Consider the following 15,315-nt stretch of genomic DNA (forward strand, 5'->3'; position numbering starts at 1 on the left):
ATAAACAAATCCATAAACAGATGCCAACAGATCCGATCAATCAGATCATAGACAGGTTCATAGCCAGATTCCTTAAGTCCCGGAGCAAGCAATGACGCAAATAGGCCCTTTTGACCTTGAAAAAAAAGCTGCAGTTGTTGCAGTAATCCTTGAAAAGCCTCTTGAAACTTCAAAAAAGGCAGCCGAAAAAGGGGCTGACATCCTCGAAGTCCGGCTGGATTTGCTGGGGATAAGGAACCCAGAAAGTGCTGCAAAAATAATCAGGGAAATTAAATCCGAAACCGGGCTTCCCGTACTCGTTACCAACCGTTCCGTGGCAGAAGGAGGAAAGTGGGAAGGGAAAGAGGTAGACCGAACAGAGCTTCTGGTAGCCCTCCTTTCCCTTAAAGACGGACCTGATGCTGTCGATATTGAACTCTCTGCCAGCAGGGAAGATAGAGATAAAGTTATAAAAGCGGCTAAAGCTCACGGAAAAACCGTAATAATTTCTTCCCACGACTTTTCGAAAACTCCTTCTCCACAGGAAATGACGGCAACTCTTGCAGAAATGTTTCTTGCCGAGGCGGATATTGCCAAAATTGCGGTGATGCCCGGGTCAATGGAAGATGTCCTTAACCTGCTGAAAGTTACGCTGGAATTCAAAAATACAGGGAAAACCGTATGCACCATTGCAATGGGCAAGCCGGGAAAACACACGCGAGTGGTTGCCCCTCTTTACGGTTCTGTCCTGACATACGCATCGATAGAAAGCAATGCAGTGGCAGCCCCGGGTCAGCTTCCGGTAGATGAAGTAAAGAAGATAATGGAAATGTTAAAATGAAGCGAGTTTTTGGTGTATTTGGAGACCCTGTAGGTCATTCTCTTTCCCCTGCCATGCATAATTCAGCGTTTTCCGCACTTGGCATGGACTGCATCTACCATGCTTTCAGGGTCAGGCCGGAAAACCTGAGAAAAGCAATCCTGGGAGCCGAAGCCATGGGATTTGGAGGGCTTAACCTGACAGTCCCGTTAAAAGAAGAAGCTCTGAAACTGGATTTCATCAGGCCTGACCCCCTTGCCGAGAGAATCGGAGCAGTAAATACCGTAGTTTTCAGTGAAACAGGAGAAATCCGGGGATACAACACCGACGGACTCGGAGCAAGGCAGGCTCTTCTCGAAGCTGCAGTGGAAATAAGGGGGTCTAAAGTGGTGGTTGCAGGGGCAGGAGGAGCAGCAAGAGCAGTTGCTTTCCAGCTTGCAGCCGACGGTGCCGAGATCACCGTAGTAAACCGGACCGAAGAAAGGGCAGTCGAACTTGCAAAAGATGTCGCAGCTGCGTCCCTGCCGGGAAAAATAAACGGAACCGGGCTTTCGGGGCTAAAGGAACTGCTGCGAGATGCAGACATCCTGATCAATACCACGACTCTCGGGATGCATCCGAACACGGATACAACGATTGCGACAGCAGAAGAACTTCACAGCGGCCTTACTGTTTTTGATATTGTCTATAACCCTCTTGAGACCAGGCTTTTAAAGGAAGCAAAGGTTGCAGGGGCAAAAACCGTAAGCGGGGTTTTAATGCTCGTCTACCAGGGAGCAGAAGCTTTCAAACTCTGGACAGGAGTCGAAGCTCCGGCCGAACTCATGAAAAAAACCGTCCTGGAGGCTCTGCAGGCTTGAACCCGGACCCTGAGAAACCGAGCTCCGGAAAAACGAAGGTTTTGATCCTTGGCGGAACCGGAGAGATGGGGCAGTGGTTCACTCGTTTTTTTAAAGAAAGGGGTTATAAGGTTACGGTCTGGGGAAAAGGGGGCAAGGTGGAAGTCGCCAGGAAACTGAATGTACCCTTTGCTTCGGAACTTGACGCAGCCATCCCTGAAAACGATATAGTAATAGTATCCGTTCCGATCAACGTAACGGAAGAGACCATTGCAGAAGTCGCCCCGAAGATGAAAGCAGGGAGCCTCCTCATGGATTTTACCTCCACCAAGGTAAAGCCTGTTGAAGCCATGCAGAGGTTTGCACCTGCCGGGGTTGAGATTCTCGGAACGCACCCCATGTTCGGGCCCACGATTCCCACCATCAGGGGACAAACGGTAATCCTTGTCCCGGTAAAGGAGCGCTCGGAAAAATGGTTTCCGGTAATCAGGCAGCTTTTTGAGGAAGGCGGAGCCCACGTTGAAATCACGACCGCAGCCGAACACGACAGGCTGGTCTCGGTAGTACAGGGGCTGACGCATTTTGCTTATATCTCAATAGGGACGACCATTGACAGGCTTGATTTCGACATCAAGAAATCCAGGAAATTCGTAAGTCCGGTCTACAGTATAATGCTTGACTTTGTGGGCAGGATCCTGGGCCAGAACCCCTACCTCTACGCCCTGATCCAGATGGAAAACCCGGGTATTCCGGAGGTGCATGAAGCATTTATAGAGGAATGTGAGGAACTTTCCAGCCTGGTACGGGCTCATGATGAAGAGGGCTTTGTAAGGAAAATGAAAGCTGCCGCCCGGAAATATGATGATACGGCCCATGCCCTTCGAAGGTCGGATAAACTGATAAATTCCAGAATAGCCGAGTACGAGACTCTCCTGAACTCTGTCGGAAAAGTCTGCGGCTTTTCTCATGTTTATTCCGGAAGGGTTCATGTAGGCACAGTGAAAAAGGTTGGCCCTAATGAAGTAATTCTTACAAAGCTTGCTTCAAAAGGTACATCGCCTCATATAAAAAACAAATTCATAAAACTCAAGCTTGAAAATCTCCGCCTCCTTTCGGAATCCGAATTGAGAGAGTGGAGAAGAGAAAAACTGGTGCATTCGGTCAGGGATATTTCGGTCCTGATCCCTGAAGGCGCAGATCCCGAAATTGTCCTCGGGGCAGTAAAAACAGACAAACATCTTGTAGCCTGTCAAATTAGCGATATTTACGATGGGACTGAGAGAACAGAAGACAAAAATGAAATAAGAGAGACAGGAAGACTCGGCGTGACTTACAGAATAACTATTTTTGGGGACTGCAACGCCGATTCTGTTGAAGCTGAAGTGACAGCCCTTCTCTGCGGGCTTGGGTGCAGGGTAAGGGAGAAAAACCTGAAGCTGACGGAATGAAAGAACCTTTTTTCATGGGTAGGGCTTTATAAACAGAGAAAGCGATATAAACAATAACTAGATAAATATAAAGCATAATGTCCCAGGTTAAATGGAAAATTTCTCTTTTATTTGCACTTATCACTCTCTCTATATTTTTCTCACTTATTTTAAGCGGTGATAAGTTTGTGGAAAGCAGTGGAAATATAACAACCTCCACTACCGCGACTGGAGTTTCAAGCGAAGATAAGATCACAAATCTAATAAATAAGCTGGAAACCGGGGACCGTGAAACAGGATTAACCGCTGCAGCCGAACTTGGGGAACTCGGAGAGCCTGCAGCAGATGCCCTTCTTGAGAAGATCGAGACAGGGAATTCGAGTTCGGGAGAAATAAATAATTATATGTTTCTTGCACTTCTTGAAACCGGAGACGAAAGAGCGGAAACTGTTCTTTCAGGAAAACTTGAAGAAAAAGAGATTACAGTTAAGGCTTCAGCCGAAAGTACGGTCGATAGCCAGGGGGAAGTCCCGGAAGATGTACTCCAGGCTATAGAAGCAAAAGACATGGCCATGAGACAGTCTCTTGCAAAGTCCCTTAATATAGAATACGACGAGGAAACAGATCTTCTTGAAGAAGCCCTCAATGCCGAGGAACAGAATTCTACTCTCTATACTTCCTTTACGCTTTCAACTTTCGGGTCCGAAGAGACCGGAAATGAAAACGAAATACTTCTTCAAGCCCTTAAAAGTGAAAATGGATACGTGAGAGTTGCAGCTGCAATGGCTCTCGGGCAAAAAAAGGAAAAAGCTGCAATAGATCCCTTACTGACGATTATGATGAGAGATTACCCCATGGCAAGATACAGTGCGGTTATGGCGCTCGGGGAAATCGGAGATGAAAGAGCGGCAGATACCCTGATGACAGAAATGAAAAATAGCGAGAAAGATTACATCAGGAGCAGCGCTGCAGTCGCCCTCGGGAAAATGGGGGAAGAAGAAGCCGTACCTTATCTTATCGAGAGGTTGAGAGACACAAAAGCTGCTGTAAGGAGTAATGCAGCCCTCACACTTGGCAGAATGGGAGACGAATCTGCAGTGGAACCCCTGATAGACGTACTGGAAAGCGGAAAAGAAGTCGAAGGCCAAAGAAAAGATACCGTTAATGCACTTGCGGATGTCCGAAAAAGCGTTGTCCTTGCCCTTGGAGCAATAGGGAGCGAGGAGGCTACGGAAGCATTAATCGGCGTGCTGAAAGATGATGAGGAAGCTCTTGAAGTCAGGGTCGCTGCAGCCTCAGCTCTTGGGAATATAGGAAGCCCCGAAGCTGTAAGTACCCTTAAAAAGGTATTTGACAACCAGAGCATGAATATGGGCATCAGAAACGAAGCCCTTCTCGCCCTTGGCAAAACAAAAAACCAGGAGTCTGCAGAGTTTTTTGTAGAAAAACTGGGAGATGATGCCTTCAAAGCCAGTGCCGGAGAAGCCCTCATATCCATGGGAGACATTGCAGTCGAACCTCTCATCGAAAACCTGAACACCGAAGACCGGGCAGCTAAGGACGAGACCGCCCTGATCCTGATTGAAATCGGGGATCCAAGAGCAGTTGAACCCCTTATTCTGGCTTATCAGTGATTCGGAAGTACTGAAAAAATTCAAAAATAAGCGGCTGAAAAAGCCACATTCCTTTTTTATCCGTATCTGTTACCCGGCACTCTTTTTTATCCGTATCTGTTATCCGGTACTCTTTTTTATCCCTGAATCCTGTTATCCCGAAATCCTCTTTATCCTGGATTTATTCCATCAACAGACCTGTTTGACTGCCAGTTCAGCCTTACGTTTTTTATTTTCGGAGAATATGAAATCCGCTCCTGCCGCCGAGAGCAACGAACTGGTATAAAGGTTCTGGCATTCGACTATTACCTGCTTTCGGGAGCCGTATTCGACTATCTTTCCTAAATTCATCACGGCAATGTTATCGCATATATAAGCAGCAGCAGCGATGTCATGGGTAATGAAAATGAATGTAATTCCCAATTTTTCATTCATTTCAAGGATCAGGTTAAGGATATCGACACCTATGGAAGCATCAAGCATGGAAATAGGCTCATCGGCTATTACCAGATCAGGACTGGTAATTATCGCCCTGGCAATGGCCACACGCTGGCGCTGCCCCCCGCTGAGGGAACGCGGATACTTATGAAGGTACTCATCAACAGGGGTCAGACCTACGGCTTCAAGGACGCTGCGTACTTTATCGGCATTACACGGGCTTTTGTGCTTTATGAGATACGGTTCGGCCACAATTTCTTCGATGGTCATCATATGGCTCAGGGAATCATAAGGGTCCTGAAAAATCACCTGGACTTCAGGTTTCCTTAATCCGCCGTTCCCGTCTTTCAGGCCGGCAAAGGATATGACTCCTGATGTTGGTTTCAGGAGACCAAGTATTAATTTAGCCAGAGTAGTCTTGCCACTTCCGCTTTCTCCTATAATTCCAAGTATCCTGTTTTTTTCCACGGAAAGAGACACACCATCAAGAGCGGTGACAGACGAACTGCCTTTAAATAACCTTTTACTCTTGAACTCCTTTGTGACATTGGCAACCCTGACAAGTTCATTTTCGTTCATTTTCATCCCTCAACATGACATAGGTGACACGACACCCTGGCCCTGCCAGTACATTCGGGAGGTTTTTTCTCCCTGCAAAGCTCGAAACTCCTTTCACATCTTTCCAGAAATTCACATCCCTGATACACTTTCAGGGTAGACGGAGGCCTGCCGGGTATACCCTTCACCCTTACAGGTTCGACCATGAGGGGTAACCTCGAACTTAACAATTTTTGTGTATACGGATGGCGTGGACTCCTCAGGATTTCTTCTTTCGTCCCTGTTTCCACGATTCGCCCTGCATACATTATGTAAATCCGGTCACAGATTCTGGAAATCGTGTGCAGGTCATGGGAAATAACAAGCAGGGAAGTATTTTTTTCCCGGGCCGTATTCTTCAACAGGTCTATGATTTGCAACTGGATCATTGCATCAAGGGCAGTAGTTGGCTCATCGGCAATGATCAGTTCAGGAGAGAGGAGCATGGAAAGAGCAATCATGAGCCTCTGGCGCTGTCCCCCGCTGAATTCATAGGGGAAAGCATTCATCCTTTCTGGGTCTATAGACACCAGGGAAAGCATATCACGGCTGAGAGCAAGCATTTCTTTTTCAGGCATGTCCACATGGGCCCGGATTGTCTCTATAAACTGTTTCTTAACACGGACAAGCGGGTTAAGCGCGTTCATGGAAGCCTGGGGTATAAATCCTATATGCCTGCCCCTGAGCTCACGCATTTTTTCCCTGTTGAGTTTCTGAAGATCCTCACCCATGAAGCGAATCTGCCCTGACATGTGCCGATTCCGGGTATTTATGTCAAGGACGCTCATGGCAAGCGTTGATTTCCCGCAACCCGACTCCCCTATCAGACCCACGATTTCTCCTCTTTCAACCCGGAGATTCACGTTTTTCAGCACATGGTGAGTCCCCATTCTGGCAGTAAAATCAACTGTAAGTCCTTCAATATCAAGTACAGGCATCAATAATCACCTTCCAGGGATTGGCCCAGAAGCACAAATCCGAGTACAAGCAGTGTTATGCACATCCCTGCAGGCAGTAGCCACCACATCCACGCATCCGTGAAAAATATCATAGGATAGGCTATTGCGTACTTTATCATGGTCCCCCAGCTCGGGTAAGAAGGGTCTCCGAGCCCCAGGAAAGCAAGCCCTGACTCCGACAGAATTGCACGGATGGACTGCATTACAATGGTGGTGACCATGATGGGATACAGGTCCGGAACAATGTGTTTCCTAACAACATACCAGGGTTCAGCCCCGGATACCCGGGCAAAATCAACATGGCCGGATACCTTGAGGGTCCGGGTTTGGGCCCTGGTGACCCTTGCGCCTACGGGCCATCCCATAATGATCAGGATGAAAATAATATTCCAGATGCTCGGCCTCAGGTATGCTGCAAGGATAAGGATGAGGGGAAGGTCCGGGATCATAAGGAAAATATCAACGCCTCTCATCAGGACTCTGTCAAAGGTTCCCCCCACGTAACCTGAAAATACCCCTCCGAGGGTACCTATTACCAGCACTCCGAGCGAAACGACAAAGGCGACCGTAAGTGAAGTCCTTGAGCCGTACAGGAGCTCCGTGAAGATGTCCCTTCCCACATCATCGGTACCAAGCGGATGATCATCATCCGGAGAAAGCAAAGGCTGGCTTGAGATGTCAGAGGCTCCGTAAGGAGCCAGGAAAGGTGCGGATACAGCCATTAAAATGAAAAAAGCCAGAATTGCAAGTCCTGCGATTCCTTTCGGTGTTTTTAACCGCTGTGAGACAGTTCTTTCGTGCATGTTCACTCCTGCCCGGCCCTGCCATCAATGTATGAACAGACGATATCAGCTGCATAGTTGCATGCCAGCACAAAGAGGGCGATAAAAACAAAAGCCCCCTGAAGGACAGGATAATCCCTTTCGATAAAGGCGTTATAGACAAGAAGCCCCATTCCGGGATAGGAGAATACAGTCTCCACGAATAAAGCCCCTCCTACCATGAATCCGAGCATTGCGGCTACCTGGTTCACCACGGGCCCGATGGAATTGAGAAGTATGTGCCTCTTAACATGGCTGTCCTTCAAACCCCTTGCAATATCCATCAGGACATAGGGGCTTTCGAGCTGCTGGGAACAGACATTCCTTACAAGCAGGTATGTGCCCGGCATCTCAAAAGCCGAAAGGCACACCAGCGGAAGTATCAGGTGGGAAGCAATGTCTTTTACCATGGAGGAAAAGCCCTGATAATCCATGTAGGGAGTCAGAGCTCCGGAAACCGGGAACAGGCCCAGTCTGTACCCAAAAAGGAAGATGAGGATCGACCCTAAAAAGAATACCGGAACGGACCGAAACAAAGGTAGCCCGATAAGCAGCAGGTTATCCAGCTTTTTTCCCCGATTCCAGGAAGATTCGAGCCCGAGCAAAATCCCCAGCACTGTTGACAGCAGCAGTGCGGATCCCATCAGGAGCAGGGTCCAGGGCAACCTGCCGTAGATCACATCAACCACAGGCACATTGTAAAATATCGAATAACCAAAATCCAGATGTGCTGCATCTATCAAATAGTGAACGAACTGTAAGTGCAGGGGGTCGTTTAAGTGATAGTAGTCCATCAGCTTTAATTTTGTCTCCTCATCGATGACCACCGGTAAGTCGGCACTCTGGCTCCCTAGTACGCTTAACAGCGGACCCCCGGGCATAAAGCGGGGCAGAAAAAAATTGACAGCAAGGATCAAAAAGAATGTGAGGGCATACTCGAGCCCTCTTGAGAATATGTGGCCCCACTGAACTCTATCCGACAATCACAACACCCGTTCATTACCTTTTTAGTCTGTACAGCATGAAAACAGCTGCAAATGCCATCAATGCTGTAAGGATTCCGGGAGCGTTCATCGAAGGACTGTCCATTGAACTGGCAGTATCGTTCCCGGCAGAAGCAGTACTCTGACCATTCCACTCTCCGTAGATGAAAACCAGTTTGTTGTATTCCGTAGGGACTCCTCCACCCACGCCCCCGGGAGTGTAGAAAAAGCCGTCGAACTTATCCTGGTTACAGGCACTGTAAACGTTCCTGTATAGGAGAGGAATTGTCGGAACATTCTCAGCAATCAAAACCTGCATCCGGTCTACGAGCTCCCTACGTTCCTCTTCATCTATGGTGCTCATCTGCTGGTTTGCCAGGGATACGAATTCGGTGTTATTCCAGCCCGTGGATGTCGGGAAAGAATTCAACATTCTCGCAGGGTCTGTTGAGGTACCGTGGGAATAGATAGCCAAGTCAAAGTTGCCTGCATTTACCAGACCGTCCACGGTTTTCGTATCCCCAGGCTTAAGGACCACTCCGATACCCACGTCTTTCAGGTAACTCTGGACAAGTTCTGCTATCCTCTGGCTCTGCTGGTCCGAGCTATAAAGCAACTGGAACTCAAGCTTTTCGCCGTCCGGGGTAAGCCTGATCCCGTCCGAACCCACTTCATCGTATCCTGCCTCATCAAGGATTTTTTCGGCAGCTGCAGGGTCATATGCATACTGTGTTACATTCGGGTTATACCAGACGGAGTAAGGAGGCACATATCCCGAATTGCCTGCAATTCCTCCGCCGTGAAGTACTTTATTCTGGATTTCCTCGCAGTCAAGGGAATGGTAAATTGCTTTTCTGATCTCGGTATTTTCAAGAATGGTATTTGCAGGGATGTTGAACCTCAGCCTGTAAACCCAGTATCCGGGACCTTCGATCACTTTCATGTTCTCCGAATCATCCAGGGCCTGAACCTGGTCCAGGGTAAGGCTGGCTTCGTCTACGTCCCCTACTTTAAGGGAAATCACGGGGTCAGTGGATTTCACAAAAATAAGAGTGTCAATAGCCGGTTTTCCAAGGAAATAGTTCTCGTTTGCAGAATATTTGTAGGACTGCTGATCTTTGTTGTAATCTTCAAGGATGAAAGGCCCTGTGCCAATGGCAGCTTCGTCTTCCATATATTTTGTAGGGTCAGAGACGTCTTTCCAGATATGTTCCGGCATGATAGGAATTACGGCAGCTACCTGCTGCATGAAAGGTGCATACGGCTGGTTGAGCGTTATCCGGACCGTATAGTCATCCAGGGCTTCCACGCTTTCAATGACCGCCGTATTATACCAGCCTGCTCCGATAGGGCTTATTGCAGCTTTTCCCTGGATGTAATCGTATGTGAAGGTGACATCGTCTGCCGTAAACGGTTCTCCGTCATGCCATGTCACATTTTCCCGCAGGTGAAAAGTCCAGGTAAGCCCGTCAGGGGAGTTCTCCCAGGAGCTGGCAAGCAGCCCCGTAAAGTTCCCTGTTTCTTCAGGCCAGACAAGCGAGTCAAAACAGAAACTTGTCATTACATAACCCGGACCTCTCGGGTAAAAGGTTAGGGGTGAAGGAAATCCCCAGTCTCCGCCGCTTGCTCCCCAGGTTGCTTTAAGAACCCTGGCACTTTCTTCCCCGGAATTTTCCGCAGCTGCAGCCGGGGAAAGGAAAAGCGGACCGAATACGGAACTGATGATAAAGAAGGATAAGAGAAACGAAAATGCCTTTACAATCTTCATTTTACCAGCCTCTAGTATATTCCTCATAACAGGATATGCAGACTATCTCTCCATTCTCCATTCTGGCGCGAGATTCTGCAAACATTTCCCCGCATTTTGAGCACTTTACCGAATTGAAGATCCTGGCTTTTCGGGGAATTTCCACGTTTACGTGTTTTATGTCAAACATTTCTTCAGCCGGCATTTCTCTGATGTACTCCGAGATACAATTAATCCGTGTTCTGAAATCAAGAGTTTCGGAATCAGTAGCCGCACCTGAGATCACTCTGGGACGAAGTTCACTTAACTCAGGGTCAAGGTCCTCAATGTTAAAATCGGATTTCAGCACAACCCTGACTGCTTTGCCGCTGTCTCTGCAGATGAAAGTGAAAGCCTGCTTCCCGTAATCTCTGTAGATGAGGTTGCCTTTCCCAATAGTGCAACCCGTTACAACCTGAACCGCATCAACCCCACAACCATCGTTTTCCACAATAGTTACAAGCTCTTCATCGATATCCCTGTCAACAGAAAGCTCTTCCATTCCGGCTCTGGCAGCCATATAACCTATAGTCAGCCCCGGACACACATGCCCATGGAACTTTGAAACCTCGGAAAAGGGTGCTATTTGATTTACCCCTGTGTTTTCGCGCGAACATTCTCCAGACATTTTGATCATGAATGTTTACTTTTGTAATACATATTATATTTTTCTAAATAATTATTATCAGCAATTAATAAAAGAATTTTTCATATTAGAATTTCAATTATATGATAATCTCTTAGCCGGCATAATTTACCGGAAAAAGCCCTTGAAAGGTAAATTCGAGGTTTCAGGGAGGGAACGGATTCCGGTCGGAAAGAGAATTGAAGGATAAGAAAAAATATTTTCAGAGCTTGGAGACTGATTTTCAGAGTTTGGAGACTGCATATAAATGTATTTATTTAGTTGAGCTCAACAAATTTAAATACCCAGATTTATTACATTAAGATAGAAAAGTAACATTAAATTGCCTTATTTTTTTAGTTTTTGTAAATTAATATTAGATGACTGTTGGGATACATAAGTTACAATTGTGAAAGCAATGAAAACCGTGGTTATGAGCAGTGAAACTGTTTACACAGCTCCCGGAGTTTGAAAAAGATGAAGATCAAAACTAAAGTTATCTTTATGGCAGTCATACTGCTAACTTCAGTCGCTTTAAGCGGCTGTGTGAGTAATTCGGCGGGTGAAGAAAAAAAGGGTGGAAGTTCCAGTTCCGATTCCGGTCCCGTCTCGGCTAAATCCGCTGTAATAATCGTTACTGACGATATCGGAAGAGAGATACCAGTTCCCTATCCCTGTGAAAGAACCGTGTTTCTGGTTGAAAATGCCATGAACTCGATGTATGCCGTGGGAGGTGCCGATGAAATTAGCGGAATAGGAGCTGTCTGGTATGAGGACACAAAGGCACCTTTCTTCAGGGCTATCGACCCGAGTTATGATGAGAAAAGGCTTTCCAGAGGAAGCGAACAGCCGAGTACCGAAACCATAGCAACGGCAGACCCTCAGGTTGTATTCCTCTGGGCATCGGACTGGGGAAGTGAAGATATAAAAGCAATCGAAGAGACCCTCAATACCTCTGTCTATGGGGTTTACATCGACAGCCTTGATGACCTGCAGAGGCAGATGAAAACGCTCAGCAAACTCATCGGAAAGGAAGAGCGCGGAGCAGAAGTTATTGAGCTTATGAATGAAAGTATGGAAAAGGTTACGGATGTAACCGGAGCCCTATCTCCCGAAGAAAAACCGACAGTATACTGGATGTGGGGAGATGTATACGGCACTGCAGGCCTGAACAGTACAGCCAACGACCTCGTAGAGAGAGCAGGGGGAGTAAACATCCTCAATAACTGGACGAACGAAACAAAGAATGTGGAACACCCTGTCCTGAACCTGGAAGCCCTGCTTGCACTGGATCCGGAGGTCATATACATGTGGAATAACGAAAACCTTGACCCAGTAAACATTACTTCCGGAGATACCGTGGACGGAATAGATTTCAGCACATGGAAAGAAATTTCTGCCGTGAAAAACGGAAGAGTGTATGAGATCTCGGATCCTTTTGTCTATGACTTCCACTCCCCCAGACTGCCCCTTGCAATAATGCATGTTGCAAAAGATTTGCACCCTGACAAATTTGCAGCCCTGAACCTTACAGCAGAAACGGATCAGTATTATGTTGACGTGTACGGGGTCCACTATCCGGGATTCGAACCTGCATAAGGAACAGGATCTGGCATGAAATTCCCGGAAAAGGAAAAAAACGGGTATCCGGTCTGCAGGCCGGAAATCCCTTTTTGTCTGGAATGGAGAAGCCTGGCATTTATAGGCTTTTTACTTTTGCCCGTACCTGTGTTCTTTTTCTCGATTTTCCTCGGGACCTACCCTTTATCTCCTCCGGAACTACTCAGGGTTCTTCTATCCCACTTTACTGCATATGAATACAGTTATCCTTCGGTTTATGACACCGTTATTTTCAACATCCGGTTCCCAAGGGTTCTGCTTGCCATGATGGCAGGAGCAGCTCTTTCAACTTCAGGAGCCACGTTTCAGGGGATATTCAGAAACCCCCTCGTAAGTCCTTACATCCTCGGACTTTCTTCGGGAGCGGCTTTCGGAGCTGCACTGTCTATCGCAGTTATCCCTGAACTGCCCGTCCAGGCAGGGGCGTTTATCTTCAGCCTGGCAGCGCTCGGGTTTTCTTATGTAATGGCAAGGACTGGAGGGCAAACTTCAACTGTTGCCCTTGTGCTTTCGGGGGTAATCACTTCATCGGTCTTTGCAGCTCTGCTTTCGATAATTCAGTTTACTACTGACGAAAAAGCCGTCCAGAGTATCGTTTACTGGACCCTGGGCTGCCTCCACACCTCACACTGGACAAAGTTTCTGGATTCTTTTCCTCTTGTGCTCGCCGGCTGCCTGCTCATATATCTCCTGCGCTGGAAACTTAACGTCCTCGCCCTCGGAGAAGAAGAAGCAAAAGCAGTGGGTATGAACGTCGAGCTGTATAAGGCAATATTCATAATCGCGGCTTCCCTTGCAGCCTCGGCGGCCGTAGCCGTAGCGGGAATTATAGGGCTTCTGGGGCTGATTGTCCCCCACATCCTCAGAATGATCTTCGGCCCGGACCACAGGAAGATCATACCTCTTTCGATCACCTTCGGAGCTGCATTTCTCGCCCTCGTGGACGATGTTGCAAGGTCTGCCTTCGGGTTTGAAATCCCTGTCGGGATTATTACCACACTTCTCGGAGCTCCCTTTTTCCTCTACCTCCTGAGGACTACAAAAATAGGGGGATGGGAATGAACGAAAACCAAAACAAAGGCATATCCGTAGAGAACCTGACACTGAGCTACGAAAAAAACCTGGTTTTAAACAATATCAACTTTTCAATTAAAAAAGGGTCGGTAGTAACCCTTGTAGGCCCTAACGGCTGCGGGAAAACGACCCTTCTGAAAATCATAAACGGGTTTCTCAGACAGAATGAAGGAACCGTGTATATCGACAGCAGGAATATAGAGGGAATTGCAAACAGAGAGCTTTCAAGGATTCTGGGACACGTATCCCAGATGCACAAATCCTCCTTTCCTTTTTCCGTGCTGGACGTCGTACTTACAGGCCGCATGCCCTATATCTCCATGTTTTCAACCCCAGGAAAAGAAGATATTGAAAAAGCCTATCAGGTCCTGGAATTTATGGGGATAGCGCATTTTGCCAGGAGACAATACACCCGGATCAGCGGAGGAGAGCGGCAAATGGTTATGATTGCAAAAGCTCTTGCCCAGGAGCCTGATTTTCTCCTGCTTGACGAACCGACGTCCTTTCTTGACCTGAAAAACCAGATTCATGTCCTGAAAACCATAATCAACCTGGCAAAAACCCGGAATATCACCGTGCTGATGACCCTGCACGAACCAAACCATGCCCTGCTGTTTTCTGACGAGATCATTCTCCTGAGAAAACTGCATGGCCCGGAAAACGAAAATATTTCCAGCCGGCATGATCCCAACACGGGAGCTTCTCCTGAAAAAGAGAACATTCTAACTTACCCTGTGGAAAATATAGTCAGTTCGGGAGCTCCGGAAAAGGTGATGACCCCCGAAAAAATAAAGGAAGCGTACGGCATAGACGTCGAGATCCTGGAACATAAAGGAAAAAGGATGATTATCCCTGAAATTTAACTCCAGATTTAGAAATCAAGCTTAGATCCTGTTCATAAGCCCTGTTAAAAAAACCTGATTCTTTTTAATTGAAATTGGAGATGGAAAAGGGTAAAACCTCCCATCAAGTACCTGAAAACAAATTCGAATATTCGACCTGAAATTCAGGAAAATAAAACTTAAACCAGGCGAATAAGGTCTTCAAGGGCAGCCTTAGGGTCTGCAGCTTTCACGATTCCGGAAGCAAGGAGTACACCCTGCGAGCCAAGGTCAAGGGCTGCCCTGAGGTCTTCACCTTTTGAAATTCCGGCACCGCAAAGCACTTTTACTCCGGAATTGATCTTTGCAACGGCTTCAACCGAACCGCTGACAACTTCAGGGTCGGCTTTTGAGACAGGAATTCCACTGCCTATGAGCTCCGGTGGTTCGATTGCTACATAGTCTGGCTCAAGGGCTGCAGCTGCTGCAGTTGTAGGGACGTTATTGGTGCAGATAACCGCTCTTAGCCCGAATTCTTTTGCCGCCTTTAAGGATGCCTCAATTTCCGCAAGGGTCAGACGCCTTTCAGAGTGGTTGATCAGAGTCCCGACAGCTCCTGCTTCTTTTATGCATTTTCCGAAAACATGGCCTGTAAAGCTTCCTGCCCCTACTCCGTCCATATGCTGGGAAAAAATCGGAAGTTCAACTTCCGAAGCTACCCTGTAAATGTCCGGAAGCTGTGGAGCTACTGCAATCTCGATACCTGATTCTTCGGATACGGCTCTGCAGGCTCTGGCAATTTCCACTGCTCCCTGGCCTGTGCCCTGATTATAAGTCTTATAATTCAGTAAAATGAATGGTGAACCCAAAAAATCCCCTCCTGAAAATGAAAAGAAAATGAAAAAGAAAAAGC

The 15,315-nt window shown here is 47.3% G+C and carries 14 protein-coding genes; 7 read left to right on the plus strand and 7 right to left on the minus strand.

The window, feature by feature from the left end; translation table 11 throughout:
- The first annotated feature begins 91 nt into the window (after positions 1–91).
- From aroD to MA_RS23985, 4 genes are all read left to right on the plus strand, one after another.
- Entirely contained in the window at positions 92–820 is a 729-nt protein-coding gene (aroD, locus tag MA_RS23970) for a type I 3-dehydroquinate dehydratase (RefSeq protein WP_011024466.1), read from the plus strand.
- Positions 817–1,659: a shikimate dehydrogenase gene (locus MA_RS23975; protein WP_011024467.1), complete on the plus strand. Its 843-nt coding sequence runs from the start codon at positions 817–819 to the stop codon at positions 1,657–1,659. The genes aroD and MA_RS23975 overlap by 4 nt, the downstream gene beginning before the upstream one ends.
- Positions 1,656–3,086 carry a prephenate dehydrogenase gene (locus MA_RS23980; protein WP_011024468.1) on the plus strand — a complete coding sequence of 477 codons (1,431 nt, stop codon included), beginning with the start codon at positions 1,656–1,658 and terminating at the stop codon, positions 3,084–3,086. The genes MA_RS23975 and MA_RS23980 overlap by 4 nt, the downstream gene beginning before the upstream one ends.
- A gap of 167 nt (positions 3,087–3,253) precedes the next feature.
- Positions 3,254–4,699, plus strand: coding sequence for a HEAT repeat domain-containing protein (locus tag MA_RS23985; protein WP_226990706.1), 1,446 nt, complete (start codon positions 3,254–3,256; stop codon positions 4,697–4,699).
- Between the two features lie 168 nt (positions 4,700–4,867).
- Here MA_RS23985 and MA_RS23990 read toward each other — a convergent pair whose 3' ends face one another.
- From MA_RS23990 to MA_RS24015, 6 genes are read right to left on the minus strand one after another with little or no spacing between them, the layout of a single operon-like run.
- Positions 4,868–5,695, minus strand: a complete 828-nt coding sequence (locus MA_RS23990) for an ABC transporter ATP-binding protein (RefSeq protein WP_011024470.1) — start codon at positions 5,693–5,695, stop codon at positions 4,868–4,870.
- Between the two features lie 2 nt (positions 5,696–5,697).
- Positions 5,698–6,651: an ABC transporter ATP-binding protein gene (locus tag MA_RS23995; protein WP_048066026.1), complete on the minus strand. Its 954-nt coding sequence runs from the start codon at positions 6,649–6,651 to the stop codon at positions 5,698–5,700.
- Positions 6,651–7,475, minus strand: a complete 825-nt coding sequence (locus tag MA_RS24000) for an ABC transporter permease (protein WP_048066027.1) — start codon at positions 7,473–7,475, stop codon at positions 6,651–6,653. Before MA_RS24000 ends, MA_RS23995 begins: the two co-directional genes overlap by 1 nt.
- 2 nt (positions 7,476–7,477) lie before the next feature.
- Complete coding sequence (locus MA_RS24005) at positions 7,478–8,476, minus strand: ABC transporter permease (RefSeq protein ID WP_011024473.1); 999 nt, start codon at positions 8,474–8,476, stop codon at positions 7,478–7,480.
- A 16-nt stretch (positions 8,477–8,492) separates the two neighbouring features.
- The gene (locus tag MA_RS24010; protein ID WP_157860413.1) at positions 8,493–10,244 is read right to left on the minus strand and encodes an ABC transporter substrate-binding protein; all 1,752 of its coding nucleotides are present in this window, start codon (positions 10,242–10,244) and stop codon (positions 8,493–8,495) included.
- Position 10,245: 1 nt separating this feature from the next.
- The gene (locus MA_RS24015) at positions 10,246–10,899 is read right to left on the minus strand and encodes an FmdE family protein (protein WP_011024475.1); all 654 of its coding nucleotides are present in this window, start codon (positions 10,897–10,899) and stop codon (positions 10,246–10,248) included.
- A gap of 465 nt (positions 10,900–11,364) precedes the next feature.
- Between MA_RS24015 and MA_RS24025 the strand changes: the two genes are divergently transcribed.
- From MA_RS24025 to MA_RS24035, 3 genes are read left to right on the plus strand one after another with little or no spacing between them, the layout of a single operon-like run.
- Positions 11,365–12,486 carry an iron ABC transporter substrate-binding protein gene (locus MA_RS24025; protein ID WP_048066029.1) on the plus strand — a complete coding sequence of 374 codons (1,122 nt, stop codon included), beginning with the start codon at positions 11,365–11,367 and terminating at the stop codon, positions 12,484–12,486.
- A gap of 15 nt (positions 12,487–12,501) precedes the next feature.
- Positions 12,502–13,569: a FecCD family ABC transporter permease gene (locus MA_RS24030; RefSeq protein ID WP_011024478.1), complete on the plus strand. Its 1,068-nt coding sequence runs from the start codon at positions 12,502–12,504 to the stop codon at positions 13,567–13,569.
- On the plus strand, positions 13,566–14,444 hold the full coding sequence (locus MA_RS24035) for an ABC transporter ATP-binding protein (RefSeq protein WP_157860414.1): 879 nt from the start codon (positions 13,566–13,568) through the stop codon (positions 14,442–14,444). Before MA_RS24030 ends, MA_RS24035 begins: the two co-directional genes overlap by 4 nt.
- A gap of 158 nt (positions 14,445–14,602) precedes the next feature.
- On the opposite strand, the gene tpiA is transcribed toward MA_RS24035, so the two are convergent.
- On the minus strand, positions 14,603–15,271 hold the full coding sequence (tpiA, locus tag MA_RS24040; protein ID WP_011024480.1) for a triose-phosphate isomerase: 669 nt from the start codon (positions 15,269–15,271) through the stop codon (positions 14,603–14,605).
- Positions 15,272–15,315 lie beyond the last annotated feature (44 nt).

The organism is Methanosarcina acetivorans C2A (assembly GCF_000007345.1).
GTDB lineage: Archaea > Halobacteriota > Methanosarcinia > Methanosarcinales > Methanosarcinaceae > Methanosarcina > Methanosarcina acetivorans.

What these genes read in the sequence shown, in the direction of transcription:
- aroD (WP_011024466.1), top strand. Translation starts at nt 92, where the DNA reads ATGACGCAAATAGGCCCTTTTGACCTTGAAAAAAAAGCTGCAGTTGTT.
- MA_RS23975 (WP_011024467.1), top strand. Translation starts at nt 817, where the DNA reads ATGAAGCGAGTTTTTGGTGTATTTGGAGACCCTGTAGGTCATTCTCTT.
- MA_RS23990 (WP_011024470.1), bottom strand. Translation starts at nt 5,695, where the DNA reads ATGAACGAAAATGAACTTGTCAGGGTTGCCAATGTCACAAAGGAGTTC.
- MA_RS23995 (WP_048066026.1), bottom strand. Translation starts at nt 6,651, where the DNA reads ATGCCTGTACTTGATATTGAAGGACTTACAGTTGATTTTACTGCCAGA.
- MA_RS24000 (WP_048066027.1), bottom strand. Translation starts at nt 7,475, where the DNA reads ATGCACGAAAGAACTGTCTCACAGCGGTTAAAAACACCGAAAGGAATC.
- MA_RS24010 (WP_157860413.1), bottom strand. Translation starts at nt 10,244, where the DNA reads ATGAAGATTGTAAAGGCATTTTCGTTTCTCTTATCCTTCTTTATCATC.
- MA_RS24015 (WP_011024475.1), bottom strand. Translation starts at nt 10,899, where the DNA reads ATGATCAAAATGTCTGGAGAATGTTCGCGCGAAAACACAGGGGTAAAT.
- MA_RS24025 (WP_048066029.1), top strand. Translation starts at nt 11,365, where the DNA reads ATGAAGATCAAAACTAAAGTTATCTTTATGGCAGTCATACTGCTAACT.
- MA_RS24030 (WP_011024478.1), top strand. Translation starts at nt 12,502, where the DNA reads ATGAAATTCCCGGAAAAGGAAAAAAACGGGTATCCGGTCTGCAGGCCG.
- MA_RS24035 (WP_157860414.1), top strand. Translation starts at nt 13,566, where the DNA reads ATGAACGAAAACCAAAACAAAGGCATATCCGTAGAGAACCTGACACTG.